Below are 14,874 nucleotides of genomic sequence, written 5' to 3' on the forward strand. Positions count from 1 at the left end.
TGACCCGAAGCAACCATGCACCAGACTTGTGCAGGTGAGCACGAAGAAACCCCGTCCCGGCCTCGCGATCGCAGCGCTTGGCCTCGGAACATCCCTGAACCCGCTCAACTCGTCCATGATCGCCGTCGCCTTGGTGGTGCTGCGTGAGGATTTCGCGCTCGACGTCGGGACCGTCACCTGGGTGATCACCTCGTTCTACCTCGCCTCCGCAGCGGGGCAGCCGCTCATGGGCAGGCTCGCCGACCGCTTCGGGCCGCGGCGCCTGTTCACCTTCGGGATGGCTTTGGTGGTGGTGACGTGCGCGGTGGCGCCGTTCCTGCCCAACTTTGCCCTGGTCTGTGTGGCCCGCGCGCTCATGGCCGTCGGGACCGCGACGGCGTACCCGTCCGCCGTCGTGATGGTCACCGAACTGAGCCGGCTGGCTGGGCTGCCGTCCACCCGCCCGCTGGGCCGGATCCAGATGGCGAACACCTCGGCGGCCGCGGTGGGGCCCGTGGTCGGCGGTTTGCTGGTGAGCCTGCTGGGCTGGCAGGCGCTGTTCGCGATCAACGTTCCGCTCGCGTTGCTGGCGCTGGTTGTGGTGCACCGGGCGGCGCCGGCCGACGCAGGGCGCGAGACGGGCTCACTCGGGAAGCTGATCCGCGAGTCCGATATCCCCGGCATCCTCGCCTTCGTCACCTCGCTCACGCTGGCCATGATGGCGCTGCTCAACGTCATGCCGGGCTACCGCTGGTGGCTCCTGGGCGCCGCGACCGTCCTGGCGGGGCTGTTTGCCTGGCGCGAGCTGCGCTTCAGCCCGCCGTTCCTGGACCTGCGGCTGCTGGGCCGCAACAGGCCGCTGCTGCTGGTGTACCTGCTGTTCGTCGTCTTCAGCGGTGTGTACTACTTCGTGTTCTTTGGCCTGCCGCAGCTGCTGCAGGAGGCAGGACATTACGACGCCGGGCTGGTGGGCCTGCTGGTGCTACCCCTTCCGGCGGTCTCGGTTCTGGTGACCCCGCTGGCGGCGCGGTTCATCGAGCGCTTCGGCGTGCGTTCCGTGATGATCGCCGGGGCGCTGGCGCTCGCGGGTGCCTCGGGAGCGCTCGGATTGCTGACGTTGTCGCTGTGGCCGCCGCTGGTGCTGGTGGCTGCAGCTCTGATGGGTGTTCCCTACGGCGCGGTGAGCACGGCCTCCAACCAGGGCCTGTACGTGTCCGCGCGGCCGGAGGAGAGGGGAGTGGCCGCCGGGATCTTCCAGACCTGCCGCTACCTGGGCGCCATCACGGCGACGGTGCTGATCGGTGTGCTGTACGGGCCCGGCGTGAACCAGGCGAACTGGGGGCTGATGGTCTTGGTGATGCTGGGGCTGAGCTCGGTGGTGCTGGTGCTGGCGGTGGCTTGGCGGAAGCCGGGGGTTTAGGGGCTCAGCGGGATCAACAACCCCACCGCGCCGGCGATGGAAAGAGCTGCACGGACGTGGTTGGCCGGAACCCACCGCCGCAAGAAGCCGTGCCACTCCTGCTCCGGCTGGCTGCCGCCCTGTGCCAGGCGGTTGTTGAGGGGCACGTTGACCGCCATAGTCAGCACCCACCCGGCCAGGCAGGCGACGGCTCCGGCCACCCTGATGGGCGGCTGGGTCTGCGGTTCGACGACGGCGGTCACCGCCACGGCCGCGCAGGCGGCGGCGGAGCCGAAGAACAGGATCATGAACGGAGCTGTCACGGCCTTCTGGTTGATGGAAACCATGGCCGCGGCAGCTTCCCTCGCCGGCCGCGCGCGGAGGGCGGGCATGACCAGTGCGGAAAAGGCGAAGTAGAAGCCGCCCACCACCGCCGAACCGGTACCGGCAATCACCGGAAGCCACGCGTTCATCGTCTGGCCAGGTGCCAGAGGGCGCCGGCACAGCCGCTTGCACCGGTGGGAGGATGTGGATCGGGTCTGCGGTTCGTGGTCATAACCCCAGCTTGCCCGCTTGTGGCTGGACGAAGAATGCGTAGGGGTCTCTTTTCCATATGTTGGCGTCTAGGATGGGCACATGGATCCGCTGTCGCAGTTCCTCACCGGACCCCGGGCGCAAGCCGCGTTCGCCCTCAGGGTGGTGATGGACCCGCCGTTCGCCATTGATGTCCAGGACGGGGCCGCACTGACCGTGATTGTTGCCGTCAGCGGCCAGGCCTGGATCGCCGTCGAAGGGGCTGCCCCACGGTCCCTGGGCCTGGGTCAGGCCGCCACTGTCCGCGGACCTGCCCCGTACCTTGTGACCGACACTCCCGGCCGGCCACCCACTGTGGTGATCGGCGCCGGCCAGTCCTGCCGCACGCCGGCCGGGGAGCATCTGGAGCTCACGTTTTCCCAAGGCATGCGGACCTGGGGCAACAGCCCCGACGGCGGCACGGTTCTTCTGATCGGCACGTACCAGTCGACCGCCGCGGCCGGCCAGCTGGTCACCTCCGCCCTGCCTACCCTGGCCGTCTTCACCGAGGAGGAGATCGACGCCGGCCTGCTCACGCTGCTCGAACGCGAACTCACCCACCCGCGGTTGGGGCAGGAGAGCGCCCTGGACCGGGTGCTGGATCTACTGCTGCTGCATCTGGTGCGCGTATGTGTGGACCGCACCGAGTCCAGGGTCCCCAGCTGGGCGGCGGGCACCCGCGATCCTGTGGTTGCCCGGGCGCTGGCGCTCCTGCACCAGGAACCGGAGGCGCCGTGGACAGTGGCCGAACTCGCCCTGCGCTCGCACGTCTCCCGGGCCACCATGGCCGCCAGGTTCCGCACCGCCGTGGGGCAACCGCCCATGGCCTACCTCACCACCTGGCGCCTGGCCCTGGCCGCCGACAGACTCGCCTCCAGCACCGCCACCACTGCGGTCATTGCCGAAGAGGTCGGCTACAGCAATGCGTTCGCGTTCAGCACCGCATTCTCACGGGTCTACGGCGTCAGCCCAAGCGGCTACCGGCGCTCCCAGGGTCACGACGCACGTCCCGCAGCCGCGGTTCCCGGAAGCTGACGTTCGGACGCCGTCGTCAACTCATCCGAAGACGACCCTGCCGTCGCTGCCGATGCGCCAGCCCGGGTTGTGCGCGATCTCCCAGATGATGCCGTTGGGGTCCTTGACGTGGCCGTGGAAGATGCCGCCGAAGGCGCCGGGCTGCGCCGGCTTCAGGATGGTGGCCCCGGCTGCCGCGAGCTTTTCGATGGTGCTGGACACTTCGGCCGCGCTGCCGACGTTGTGGGAGAGGGTCACGCCGCTGACGCCGGGGGTCTTCTCCTGGCTGTTCAGGTCCTGGTCGAACTTCGCGGCGTCAAACAGCCCCAGGACCAGTCCTGGCGCGACCTGGAAGAAGATGATCTCGCCGGGGACATCCATCAGCGGGTCCCAGCCGAGTCCGTCTTTGTAGAAGGCGCGGGCACGGTCAAGGTCCTCGGTGGCGAAGGTGATGAAGTGCAGTTGCTGGTCCATAGGGGAATCGTAGCCACTCGAGTGGTGGGCAAACCTCGACTTGTTGAGGGTGCGTCCGAGGCGGTGGGAGGATGAATCCGTGGAACCCTTCTTTGACTTCCTTGGCAGCTACTGGTGGCTCATCTTCCCCATCGGCGGAATGGCGGGCGGCTGGGCACGGCAATGGTCCAAAGCCAGCGAACGCCGGCACCGTCGCCGCGTGGAGTTGTACAAGCTCAAGAACCAAGCCATTCAGGCCGAGCAGGCCAGCCAGGCCGAAGTCGCCTCGCTATTGGCGGCGCACGACGCCGTGAACCAGCGATGGCTCGACTACGAGCTCGACATCGGGAAGCTCATTGATTTCCCCGTCATGACGGATGTGCGGGAACCTCTCACGGTCGCGTTCCTCCGGGCGAAGAAGGACGCCGACGGCTTGAGGCCAGCCGCCGCGGGAGACATCACGACGGCGGCCCGGCTGGCGGAGTACCGGGCAGCCGTGCACAGCTACGAGGTGGCCTTCGATGTCGCAGAGCGCGAAGCCAAGCGGATCAAGGACCACAACTTCACTGAGCCCGAACGCCAACGCCTGGCAACGGCCAGGAAGCTGCTCAACATCGCCTCCGACAAAGCCGCGACTCCGGCAGAGCGGCAGACCGCCTACAAACGCGCCCGGCGGGAACTGGACGGGCTGATTGTCCTGCCCGAGGCCACGGTGGCGGCGCTGGAGGAGAGAATCGCAGGGGAGTTGGACGTGCGGCGGGAGCCGGAGTCGGATGCTCGGGCGGGCTGAATCGCGAATGCGGCGAAACGCGGCACCCGTGCCGGAGCCGCAGTTCTTGGCGACATTCTGCTGGATTTCATGGTCCGACGTGGACCAATGCGTCGATCTGGCCGCGAACTCTTATTCGGCGGCGCATCCTTCTGCCGGGGCGTCCGTCCAGCGCATCGCCGCTTTCGTCCGCAACGCCATCGCTTGGCATGCGAGAATTTCTTCCTCACCCTCGAACTGTCCCCAGTGGCCGTCCATCGGCGCCAGGCCGGGTAGTCTTGGCAAGCTAGTCGAGAAAGTAGGAGAGAGCCTTGTCTTTGGTGTCCAGTATCTCCTCAGTAGGCACACCCAGTTCTCGAGCGAGTTCTACCGAGCCAAGCAGCGCGACCTGCAGGTCTGGAGAGAACGCTCGTTCTAGCACTGTGAGGTAGCTAGACATGCTCTCGTCTAGCTTCTCGATGAGGTCGTTGTACTTAGCTGCAAGCTCTCTATCGAGCTCATGCTGATCCGCGAGGTAGCGACTGATCAGTTCCGCTTCCTTCTTAGAGAGGGAGGAAGAAACGGCCCTATACATAACGGCGCCAACCGTGTTACCAATAACAGCGCCGAGAACGGGCACCGGAATCAATGCCTGTCCGATGAAGGATGACAAAGCACTCACAGCTGCTTCTAAGCAAACAAGCTCGGCATTCTCAATGAACTCGAACTCACCAATCTCGCCATTCCGGAACTTGTGCGCTTGTTCCGCGATACCGAATGTGGCGGTGACAATCGAACTAGCAACTGCCGCAGATGTTGCGGTGAAGTTCGTCAGCGAGTAAATGCTCAAACCTCTGACCCCGCCCCTGGTGACCCCAATTCCGGTCTGCCCAAGGATCTCGGACCAGTCATCCTCACTGAACTCCTTGAATCGCTTGCCTTCTCTGCGTTTGGCAGTCACAGTCAGTACAAACGTGGTTCCACCTTCAATGACGGCGGCCACGGCGGTAGCTTTTGCGCCTTCCTGGAGTTTCGGGCGGCTGCCCTGATAGGCCTTGTCGCGCAGCGACTGGTCAGTGGACCTAAGTGAGTCCTTCTGTGCCTCTAAGGTCGACTCATACAGGCCCTTTTGCACTTCGTGATACTCGAGTTTCGAGGGTTCGATCGATTCGATTCCGAGCGACCCCTCACTGAAGAAGTTGTCGACTCTCTGCCAGTCCTTGAAAGTCGCCCCCTCCCCGCTTCGGGATAACAGTCTTCCGGCTTCTTCAGGAGACATGGAGCGCAGCCTTTGGATCGTCTCAAAATGGTCACGAGGAATCTGATACCTTCCGCCGTTCTTGACGTAATCGGGATACTTCTGAAGGTGTTCCGTTACTGCGCCTAACGAAAAACGGCCCCCTGCTGCGACAAACTTCTGTTGAATATCTATTCCGCCGCGCACCATGTCCACGGGTCCGTTGTCGTTCACCCACTGGTAGATGGCATCCTTACCAAAAATCCGCTCTCGGGCGTTACCAACCCCGACTTCGGCGATCTCAGCGATGAAACCGTGCATTCCCTTTTGGCCGCCACGATTGGTCGAGACGATTTCGAGGTCAATCTTCCTAATGGCTTCATCGACACAGGTGATTGCGTTCCTGAGGTTCTCATCCTGAATCGCGAATGAACTCAGAAGCGTATCTATCCTGAGTTGGTTGAGGTAATTCACCCAGGAAGCGACTGCCTGCTCCTGGTTGGACTTGATGAGTTTCTCCAAGTCACTCGTCTCCAGGGCTCTGCCTAACATGTTTGCTCAGCAAGGCAGCACACGATTTCGTGTTGTTGACCAATGTTGCAAGTTTCGATTGATGAGAATCAGCTAGCGCCGGGAAATCAGCATTGAAGAATATAACGCACTCTCCATAGAGGGTCACAAGCGATTCACGAAGTGCGGTGGACTCTTTCAAGAGTGCAGCAATCTGGACATCCATGCTTCTAATAAAAGCGGTGTTCTGTTTCACTGCAGTTAGTGCATCCTCTTTTGCCTCTCGATTCTCAAATTTCTTCTTCGTGAATAGTACGATCGACGTTAGCAGGGTTGCACCGGCAATCGTCCAACCGATGGGGCCAGCCATCGCGAGCAATGCACTCCCGGCAGCGGTACCTCCGCCGCCAGCGGCTAGCGCGCCGCCACCGAGCCATGCCAGCGTGGCATTGGTGGCCGCTGCTCCAGAAAGGGTAGAGATGGCAGTACCGGTGGAAGCGGTACCAAAGGTGGTCGCGACCCACATTGCTGCCGTTGGCGCCATGCTGGCAACAGCAGCGCCGGCGGTGAAACCGACCCCAGCTCCTGCGGCAGATTGCCGGGCCGCCTCGAGGTCCTTTTGAGCAAACTCTTCAGATTGCAAGAACTCCTTCTTGCGCAAGGAAATTTCGTCGAAGTCAGTCTCGAAAGACTTCGGAGCGTTCGCAATACTGTTCACCAGCATTTCGATTAGCTCGATCACATCTGTTGAGCGATCTCGTTGGCGTAAGAGCGACACACCTTTATCGTTCATGGCCGTGAACACACTGTTGTATTCGGCCACAGCTTCGTCATAGGGATCAGGTGCTTTGACGGTCAACTCCTCCAATTTCTTTTTGGCGTTGCTCGCCTGGTCAGCAACATGTGTCGACGTGACTCGGGTGGCCTTGCGGATGTTCTCGGTGACCTTGGCAAGACCTTCAGTAGTCATACCAATGCCCTCTTTAGCTTTACCAATATTGAGGGGTCCAACCATGGCGATCTCCAAACCTCGTGGGCTCAAGCCCATCCATTTCGGGGTTGGGCGCTGTCTTTGAAGAAACACTATCTGAGACCACAGACATTCGGTTGGCGCCGGTACCGGTCAGTCGGATCGGAGTCTTTCAAGGCAAGCGGTACGTGGGTGAGATGGACAGTGGTTAAGGGGTCCATTGGGGGGAAGTAGTGTTGAAGGATGTGCCCCTACTAGCCTCGATCTTTCCTGAGGCGGGGTTGCTCGGGGGGCTTACTTGCTGCCTGATGGTTACTGGGTTTGGCATTTGGGTGACATTTGGACCGCTGGCCTGGTGGCGGTTGTTGGTGGCGGGTTCCACGCCGGTCACGGTGCTGATGGTTTTCCTTTCTGGATGGGTGCAGGCGGGGGCGGTAGCCGCTTGGCGGGTTCAGAGCCGCGATCCGTTTCCTTTGATCAGGAGTTGCACGTCCGGTGTGGTGGCGGGGCCACCCATGAGCGATAGCAGCACAAGCCGACACTTAAGGGCGATGCCCGCATCTGGTTCTACGTCGTGGATCGAGTCGTCTTCCTTGGGCAGGTCCATACAAGCCATTCCAACGAGACCAAGAGTTGAATGATCACGTATCCGTGAACAGTGGGGCCGTCGTCTAGTACTAGTGGGGCGCCGGCGTCCACGCCTGCATCCGCGACAACGCAGCCTTCAACTCCCGGCCGCCGGCTTCCGCCAGCAACCCTGGATCGCCAACCACCACCAGCAGGCTCCGCGCCCGGGATAGCCCGACGTAGAGTTGCTCGGCTGCCCGATCCATATCCTTGAAGCCGTTGACGCAGAGCACCACAACGGAGCGTTCCAGGCCCTTGAAGCCCAACACGTGGCCATAGAACTCGGCTTCACCGGCGTGGAACTCGCGCCAGTACTCTTCGGTGGCGCCGCGTTCGAAGTAGTCCAGGTGCACCGGGTGCCGCTTCTTGGTGGTGAGGAGCGCGATCTGGTTGTTGGCCCACCCTTCAGCGATAAGCGCGTCCACGCAGTCAGCCGCGACATCCAGCGCCTCCTCCGTAGGGCAATCCACCAAGCGGACCGGCAGGCCGGTGCTGCCGCGGGGCGTGAAGTGTTCGCCGGCAAAGCCTTTGAATGTCTCGGCGATTTTTCGGGTGTTCCGCAGGTTGTCATCAATGTGGATGGGCACAAACGTTGCGGTGGGACCGAACGCGAGGTCCGCCGTCGTACCGTTCCACCTGCGGTAGACGTCCTGGTGGTCGTCCATGAACGCGTAGACCTCGCCGCCGGCGGGGTCCTTGGTGCAGGCGAGCAGCGCGTCCCACCACAGCGGGGCAAAGTCCTGCGCTTCATCGACGACGACCGCGTCCAGCCGCTCGCCTGGCCCCAGGCCGGCTGCGAGTTCCTTCAGCAGCCGGGGCATTTCCACATCGAAGTAGTCCTGCCCCGCACCGTCCGGGACCCCCAGCCCGCGCACGTATTCGTGGAACTCACCGGTGAATGCGGGCTTGGCCTGGCGCCACGTCGAGACTCGGTCCCGGAGATACTGACCAAGGCCTTTGTTGTAGCAAAAGAGGCCGACGCGTTTGCCCTGCCTGCTGAGCAGCCGGGCCTTCTCCACGGCGAGCCAGGTTTTCCCGCTGCCGGCACCGCCGGTGAAACGGATCCGGGGGAGTGACCGTGTCGCTTGAAGCAGTACGGCCTGGCGCTCGGTGAGGTGGTCCTGAACGTCTTCATCCTCCCGGGGATTGCGGCCGGGCCCGACGGCGGCGTCAAGGTCTCCGCTCAACTTGCGGACGATGCGGTCCAGGAAGGCCGGGGTCAGCGGGGCGGCGCCGCCGCCTTCGTTCTCGATTGCCCGGCGCACGAGCTCGGCGGGGGATTTGCTGTCGTTCTGGTCCAGGATCAGGGATCTGGGGCAGCCTGCCATGGCCCAGTCGTTGGGCACATGGGTGTAGGGCAGGCTGACCATGTAGGCACAACGGCTGCTCACTCGCGAACCGAGCTGCTTCCCGAGCCAGTCCCTGAGCGCGTGCAGGGAACTCTGCGACTGCGCCACGGGGCTCTGGATCTTGTGTTTGCCCTGTCGGTCGGACTGGTACCACTGGCCGTCGGCGATGCTGACCTGGCCGCCCTTGACCTCGATGGCCGCGATGCCCACGCCGGGCCAGAGGACGAGCAGATCAATCTCGTGCTCGCTCCGTCCGTCGCGCACTTGGACGGAGTGGGCCAGGACAACGTCTTCGGGGAGGCTGTTCTTGAGTGCGTCCCAGACGGCCTTCTCCGCCAGCTGTCCCTCACCGAATTCCGGCTCCTCCGGTATGCACTTCATTGTGGCCCCCGTTGCTGCTGCCAGTTCGTTGGTCTAAGTGAAACAGAGTAGCCCGCTGCCCAGCCTCATCCTGCCGTGGTTTCCTCAACAAGCACGGACGTGCCATCGACGCGCAACCAAATGCTCTCATTCGTATTTCCGATTGACCTCATAATCGTCTTGCCAAGCCCGATGGTTCCAGAACGGGACCCATTCACACGCCACCGAACTTTCTGAGTCTGTCCCCGGAACGTTACGTCCAAGAATCCATCGTTTGCTGGCAAGGCAAATTTTGATCGTGCGGGAATTCTTAGGTTGGAATTGGCGCGGTCCTTCTGGGTGATGACCTGAGACTCGATCAGGGCTCGGTGGTCAGTCGTTTCCGGTCCCGATTTGCGAAGGTTTGCAATCGGCCGGATTTCGGCGATGCTCGGCGTGACCACGTGTCTAGCCTCTGCCGCCAACTCATTCTGCCCCGCCTTCCTAAGAATTATTTTGTATCCTCCAAGACCATGGCGTTTGTTGCCGCCGGCGACTTTGACATTCGCGAATGGGGCAACATGGTCGTGGTCGTGGAGCGCGCGGCGAATAGAAGGTGGGACTGCCGCAGCAAATGTTCGCAACATGAGAGATTCCATCGCAGCGGGGTCATTTGCGGCAGCATAGTGCACGTATAGGTCCTCGAGCCCGGACAACGTCTTCAGCCACCAGCCACCTGAATGCGGTGCACGCTGTCCGATGCGCGTCCTGTAAAACTGGTCGACCCGCGTTTGAACCGATGTCCCCGCAAGCCCGATGTACAAGATGGCGGACTGCGGGATCCAGAAGTCGCCGATTCTGTCGGCCAATTCATCTGTTGTGGCGGACCTGCCGTCGATGGTTACTGAAGGGCATGTGGCCTTGAGCAGGTCAAAAGCTTGCTGGGATGGCCGATACGACGTCATGAGACCGATTGAGTCATTGAGATCAGATGTCGATGCGATGGCGTAAATGCCGGGTTCGTTCAGCGGAACCTTCTCGTCCCACCGTGCGACGCCGTCGAACCTTAGCCCGCATTTATCAAAAAGCTCTCCCACTGAAATCGTCATGGAAACAGAATATGGCGCGGGTCCGACATTCAGAGGCGTTGGTCATTGTCGCCCCCACCAAATAGCCTGGCGAAGTGAATACATTCGATGGGGGACCGGCAGACTCGCACCTGGCCGAGGGACTGTACGAACTCCTGCACACCGAGGAACTCGCATCCAGGCTGACGCTAGTACCCGAGCTCCAGCCGTCGGTCGCAGACGTGGACAGCGAAGACACTCCGGACATCCTGTCGCGCCACGTAGCCGACGCTGTCCGCCAAGCTCTCACAATGGCCAAACCCGAGGACCGAGTGGCACTGGCCAACCGCCTCCTCAACGAAATCCAGCATGCGGACCGCATCACCGAGGGCCCCACGCGGCTTCTGTCCCTCCACCGCCCGGACGCGCTCAAACGGCGCCAACTCCGCCGCCCCGCCACACCTCTGTCAGACTCGGCACTCCTGACCAACAGTAAGGACGAGCCCAACCTCGCAGCCGAGCTCCGGACCGAGATCGAGTCCGCCAATACGGTGGACCTGCTCTGCGCCTTTGTGCGTTGGACGGGCCTCCGGCTCCTCCAACCGGCCCTGGAGCAACTCCAGGAACGCGGCGTCAAATTCAGGGTCCTCACCACCACGTACATGGGGGCCACAGAGCGCCGTGCCATTGACGAACTCGTCCACCGCTACGGCGCCGAGGTGAAGATCAACTACGAAACCCAGGCCACACGGCTCCACGCCAAGGCATGGCTCTTCCGGAGGAACTCCGGCTTCGATACCGCCTACGTGGGCAGTTCCAACCTCAGCCAAGCCGCGCTTCTCGACGGCCTCGAGTGGAATGTGCGGCTCAGCGCCGTTGGCACCCCCGCACTCCTGAAGAAGTTCGAGGTGACCTTCGACAGCTATTGGGAACAGAAGGCCTTCCAGAGTTACGATCCGGAGCGCGACGGTGCCAAGTTGGACGCAGCTCTCGAACGGAACGGCGGACGTCGCACCCAGGCTCCGGACGCTGGCACCGGGTTGGAGGTCCAGCCTTTCCTCCACCAAGAAGAGATGCTTGAAGACCTGGAAGCCGAGCGTTCCAAGGGATTTAACCGCAACCTCCTGGTAGCCGCCACGGGTACCGGCAAGACCGTCATCGCAGCGCTGGACTACAAGCGGCTCTGCGAAGGTGCCGGCCGGAACCTGACGCTGCTGTTTGTTGCTCACCGCCAGGAGATCCTGAAGCAGTCGCTCCGCACGTACCGCGACGTCATGCAGGACGGCGCCTTTGGCGAGCTTTACGTCGGAGAGCACAAGCCAAAGCAGTGGAAACACGTCTTCGCCTCCGTCCAATCGCTCGCATCCATCGGAATCCAGAACCTCAAGCCGGAACAGTTCGACGTCATCGTCATCGATGAGTTCCACCACGCCATGGCGCCCACTTACAAGCAGCTGCTCGACTATCTCCGACCACAGCAGCTCCTGGGGCTGACTGCGACGCCGGAACGCGGCGACGGCGGCGATGTCGCCAAGGAATTCTTCGACGGCCGCACCGCCAGCGAGCTACGGCTCTGGGACGCCTTGGACGCCGACCTCCTGGTGCCATTCCACTACTTTGGGGTGTCCGACGACGTCGACCTCAGCCAGGTCGAATGGAAGCGCGGCAACTACGACACCGCCCAGCTGGACCGCCTGTACACGGGCAACGATGCCCGCGCCGCCAAGGTGATCCGCGAGCTGCGGGACAAGGTCACCGGCACCGACCACATGCGCGCCATCGGGTTCTGCGTCTCGGTGCAGCACGCCCACTACATGGCCGAGGTGTTCAACCGTGCGGGGATCACTTCAGTCGCCGTTCACGGAGGGACCGACGACGCCGAACGCGCCCTTGCGCTGAACAGGCTCCTTGAGAGGGAGATCAACTGTATCTTCGCTGTCGACCTGTTCAACGAGGGTCTTGACCTTCCGCAAGTCGATACGATCCTCATGCTCCGCCCCACGCAGAGCGCCACGATCTTCCTGCAGCAGCTGGGGCGCGGCCTCCGGAGGGCCGACGACAAGGCCGTACTCACCGTTCTCGACTTCATTGGCCAGCAGCACCGTGAGTTCCGCTTTGATCTCCGATACCGGGCGCTGACCGGCTATGGCCGCAAGAAGCTGGAGAGGGCTGTGGAGGACGAGTTCCCGTTCCTGCCGTCGGGCTCGCAGATCGTGCTGGACCGGGTGGCCCAGAAGGTTGTGCTGGACAACATCCAGGCGCAGCTGCGCTTCAACAGGCGGCAGTTGATCCGCGACATAGCCTCCCACCGGGAGGTCCAGTTGGCAGACTACCTGCGCGAGTCCGGGCATGAACTGAAGACGATCTACCGGTCCACGAAGGATTCATGGACTGAATACCTACGCCAGGCCGAGCTGATCCAGGGCTTCTCGCCGTTCGAGGCAGAGCTGAAGGACCGGCATTTTGATCTGTCGGCGGCCGATGAGAAGAAGCTCCTCGGACGCATGGCTGCCTTCATTCACGTGGACGATCCGGAACGCGCCGATGCCTATTCGATGCTGGTCACGCCGGAGGCGCCCCGCTACGCGGAGCTCGGACCTCGTGATCAGACCTTCGCAAGAATGCTGTTCTACACGCTCTGGAACGACGGCGGCGGTTTCGCAACGTACGACGCCGGCCTGGACTATCTCCGCGGCTATCAGTTTGTCTGCAGCGAAATCCGCCAGCTCGTGAAGCTCGGTACGGCGGCTTCTAGGCACGCGGCCAAGGGGCTCGGCGCAGGACTGCAGCACATCCCACTGCTGTCACATGCGACGTACCGGCGCGAGGAGATCTTGGCCGCCCTGCAGTTCGGGTCCTTGGAGCTCGGCAAGAACGTCCAGCATCGTGAAGGCGTGGCCTGGTGCCCGGCAACTTCCACGGACGCCTTCTTCGTGACGCTTAACAAAGACGACAAGAAGCACTCGGTGACAACCATGTACAGGGACTTCGCGATCAGCCCGGAGTTGTTCCATTGGGAGTCGCAGAACAACACTTCTCCGTCCAGCCTGGTTGGCAGACGATACCTTAACCGGTCAGCCCACGGCTCGCAGATGGTGCTCTTCACCCGTGACACGGCCGAAGACGAGACGGGCCTGACCGTCCCATATACCTGCCTTGGTCAGGTGGACTACGTCCAGCACTCGGGCGAGAGACCAATAGCCATCACCTGGAAGCTGCACCGGCAGATGCCTGCTGACGTTTACGCGACGGCGGCAGCAGTGGCGCAATGAAGACATCCCATTTCAAAGAATCTGGGACAGCAGAGCTCCTCGGCGGGCCCGTCCTGGTCGCTTGGTTGACAAGTGGTGCGTTTTGCCGCAAGCTTGATTTCAGCTCATTCCTCGTGCCCAAGCGGCGCGGGGTTTTTTCAATATTTGGGTAGATTCCTATTTTGGAAATGCCCGTCGAATAGCTTTGCAACATGATCAGTACGACGAGCAGATCCTAGGAATCAATAGTCGCCTTCGATCTTCTCAACTAATTGCCGTCACGGTTCCGTGGCGGCTTCAGCTGTTAAAGGAGAGAAATAAAATGGAGAAAATCGCAGTCTTCCTCGATTATTCGAACGTTCATTTGGTTGGGCATGATCTATTCGCGAATCATTTCGACAGGTGGACTACCCACCTTTCCCCACGCATGGTAGCTGATCGAATAAGGGGTGCCAGAAGCAACGACTCCGAGCTCTCAAAGATTTTTCTCTATCGAGGAAGTCCGGACCGCATCCGCGATCCCGAAGCTACCAGACTGTTCCGAGGTGAGAAAGATCGCTGGGGCGCCGATGAACTGATCAGTGCAACGTATCTGCCCATGTTGTACGGCGCCGGAAGGGAAAAGCCCAAGGAGGCCGGCGTGGACGTACGGCTCGGCTTGGACTTCGTGAAGGTTGCAGAAGCTCACAACTTCGAGACCATCGTGTTGTTCTCGGGTGACTGTGATCTCTTCCCCGCCGTTCAGGACGCCGTCAAGACGACAACACGGGTCGAGCTAGCGGCCTGGACAGACGGAACAGGGACGCCTGGCAACTTGCTTTCACATCAAGCCAAAAGAGACTTCCAGCTCTGGACCCATCGGCTAACTGAGGACGATTTTTGGGATTGTCAGGGCACTCAAAGCCCGGCGGCAGCCTGAAGCCTGAAATTCACGGAACGGAGGCAGAAATGTACAAATATTCAGGATCATGTAGAGGCGAAGTTTCGACTCTGCGGGGTCAGACTGTTGCCATGACCGGGAAGGTCATGGTCCGGGGTGAGCACGTCGCCCGGGAGACTCTCGCCAAATTGCTCTTCACACATGGCGTTCGATTCAAGACCGACGTCACCGGTCAAATATCGCTGCTCGTCCATGGTGACTTGTCGGGACAAGGCGTTACGGACATGACGTTCGAGCTCAGCAAGAAGCTCCTGAACGTTTTGAACCAGGATTCACATGGCCATCACGTATGTGTGATCTCGTCGGCAGGCCTGACTGCGCTGATGGATGGAGGTGAGGCGCGATGTTTCCATGAGCATCTTGTCGAGCTTGCCAGGCGCTCGCGCCAGGCCACCTGAACACAGAGCGTCGCAACTTC

12 protein-coding genes are annotated in these 14,874 nt (G+C 61.8%); 6 read left to right on the plus strand and 6 right to left on the minus strand.

Annotated features, from left to right (window positions below; translation table 11 throughout):
* Positions 1 to 34: 34 nt before the first annotated feature.
* Positions 35 to 1,399 carry an MFS transporter gene (locus NVV90_RS05105; RefSeq protein WP_258440111.1) on the plus strand — a complete coding sequence of 455 codons (1,365 nt, stop codon included), beginning with the start codon at positions 35 to 37 and terminating at the stop codon, positions 1,397 to 1,399.
* Here the strand turns inward: NVV90_RS05105 and NVV90_RS05110 are convergent.
* Positions 1,396 to 1,851, minus strand: a complete 456-nt coding sequence (locus tag NVV90_RS05110) for an anthrone oxygenase family protein (RefSeq protein WP_258440112.1) — start codon at positions 1,849 to 1,851, stop codon at positions 1,396 to 1,398. The two genes, NVV90_RS05105 and NVV90_RS05110, sit on opposite strands and share 4 nt — an antisense overlap.
* 163 nt (positions 1,852 to 2,014) lie before the next feature.
* On the opposite strand from NVV90_RS05110, the gene NVV90_RS05115 reads away from it, so the two are divergent.
* The gene (locus NVV90_RS05115) at positions 2,015 to 2,986 is read left to right on the plus strand and encodes an AraC family transcriptional regulator (protein WP_258440113.1); all 972 of its coding nucleotides are present in this window, start codon (positions 2,015 to 2,017) and stop codon (positions 2,984 to 2,986) included.
* A gap of 21 nt (positions 2,987 to 3,007) precedes the next feature.
* On the opposite strand, the gene NVV90_RS05120 is transcribed toward NVV90_RS05115, so the two are convergent.
* Complete coding sequence (locus NVV90_RS05120) at positions 3,008 to 3,439, minus strand: VOC family protein (RefSeq protein WP_258440114.1); 432 nt, start codon at positions 3,437 to 3,439, stop codon at positions 3,008 to 3,010.
* 79 nt (positions 3,440 to 3,518) lie between these two features.
* Between NVV90_RS05120 and NVV90_RS05125 the strand changes: the two genes are divergently transcribed.
* Positions 3,519 to 4,208 carry a hypothetical protein gene (locus NVV90_RS05125; RefSeq protein ID WP_258440115.1) on the plus strand — a complete coding sequence of 230 codons (690 nt, stop codon included), beginning with the start codon at positions 3,519 to 3,521 and terminating at the stop codon, positions 4,206 to 4,208.
* A gap of 265 nt (positions 4,209 to 4,473) precedes the next feature.
* On the opposite strand, the gene NVV90_RS05130 is transcribed toward NVV90_RS05125, so the two are convergent.
* The 4 genes from NVV90_RS05130 to NVV90_RS05145 form a co-directional block, all read right to left on the minus strand.
* Entirely contained in the window at positions 4,474 to 5,925 is a 1,452-nt protein-coding gene (locus NVV90_RS05130) for a hypothetical protein (protein WP_258440116.1), read from the minus strand.
* A 1-nt stretch (position 5,926) separates the two neighbouring features.
* Positions 5,927 to 6,928, minus strand: coding sequence for a hypothetical protein (locus tag NVV90_RS05135; protein WP_258440117.1), 1,002 nt, complete (start codon positions 6,926 to 6,928; stop codon positions 5,927 to 5,929).
* A 632-nt stretch (positions 6,929 to 7,560) separates the two neighbouring features.
* Positions 7,561 to 9,240, minus strand: coding sequence for an NERD domain-containing protein (locus NVV90_RS05140; protein ID WP_258440118.1), 1,680 nt, complete (start codon positions 9,238 to 9,240; stop codon positions 7,561 to 7,563).
* A 65-nt stretch (positions 9,241 to 9,305) separates the two neighbouring features.
* Positions 9,306 to 10,307: a hypothetical protein gene (locus tag NVV90_RS05145; RefSeq protein ID WP_258440119.1), complete on the minus strand. Its 1,002-nt coding sequence runs from the start codon at positions 10,305 to 10,307 to the stop codon at positions 9,306 to 9,308.
* 110 nt (positions 10,308 to 10,417) lie between these two features.
* Between NVV90_RS05145 and NVV90_RS05150 the strand changes: the two genes are divergently transcribed.
* The 3 genes from NVV90_RS05150 to NVV90_RS05160 all read left to right on the plus strand — a co-directional run bounded on the left by NVV90_RS05150 (position 10,418) and on the right by NVV90_RS05160 (position 14,854).
* Positions 10,418 to 13,537, plus strand: coding sequence for a DUF3427 domain-containing protein (locus tag NVV90_RS05150; RefSeq protein ID WP_258441077.1), 3,120 nt, complete (start codon positions 10,418 to 10,420; stop codon positions 13,535 to 13,537).
* Positions 13,538 to 13,838: 301 nt separating this feature from the next.
* Positions 13,839 to 14,435 (plus strand): NYN domain-containing protein, encoded by a 597-nt coding sequence (locus NVV90_RS05155; RefSeq protein ID WP_258440120.1) that lies wholly within the window; start codon positions 13,839 to 13,841, stop codon positions 14,433 to 14,435.
* 92 nt (positions 14,436 to 14,527) lie between these two features.
* Positions 14,528 to 14,854, plus strand: a complete 327-nt coding sequence (locus NVV90_RS05160) for a hypothetical protein (RefSeq protein ID WP_258440121.1) — start codon at positions 14,528 to 14,530, stop codon at positions 14,852 to 14,854.
* Positions 14,855 to 14,874 lie beyond the last annotated feature (20 nt).

Source organism: Arthrobacter sp. CJ23 (assembly GCF_024741795.1).
Taxonomy (GTDB): domain Bacteria; phylum Actinomycetota; class Actinomycetes; order Actinomycetales; family Micrococcaceae; genus Arthrobacter.

Coding starts and splice junctions, on each gene's coding strand:
- NVV90_RS05110 (WP_258440112.1), bottom strand. CDS start 1,851: ATGAACGCGTGGCTTCCGGTGATTGCCGGTACCGGTTCGGCGGTGGTG.
- NVV90_RS05115 (WP_258440113.1), top strand. CDS start 2,015: ATGGATCCGCTGTCGCAGTTCCTCACCGGACCCCGGGCGCAAGCCGCG.
- NVV90_RS05120 (WP_258440114.1), bottom strand. CDS start 3,439: ATGGACCAGCAACTGCACTTCATCACCTTCGCCACCGAGGACCTTGAC.
- NVV90_RS05135 (WP_258440117.1), bottom strand. CDS start 6,928: ATGGTTGGACCCCTCAATATTGGTAAAGCTAAAGAGGGCATTGGTATG.
- NVV90_RS05140 (WP_258440118.1), bottom strand. CDS start 9,240: ATGAAGTGCATACCGGAGGAGCCGGAATTCGGTGAGGGACAGCTGGCG.
- NVV90_RS05145 (WP_258440119.1), bottom strand. CDS start 10,307: ATGACGATTTCAGTGGGAGAGCTTTTTGATAAATGCGGGCTAAGGTTC.
- NVV90_RS05155 (WP_258440120.1), top strand. CDS start 13,839: ATGGAGAAAATCGCAGTCTTCCTCGATTATTCGAACGTTCATTTGGTT.
- NVV90_RS05160 (WP_258440121.1), top strand. CDS start 14,528: ATGACCGGGAAGGTCATGGTCCGGGGTGAGCACGTCGCCCGGGAGACT.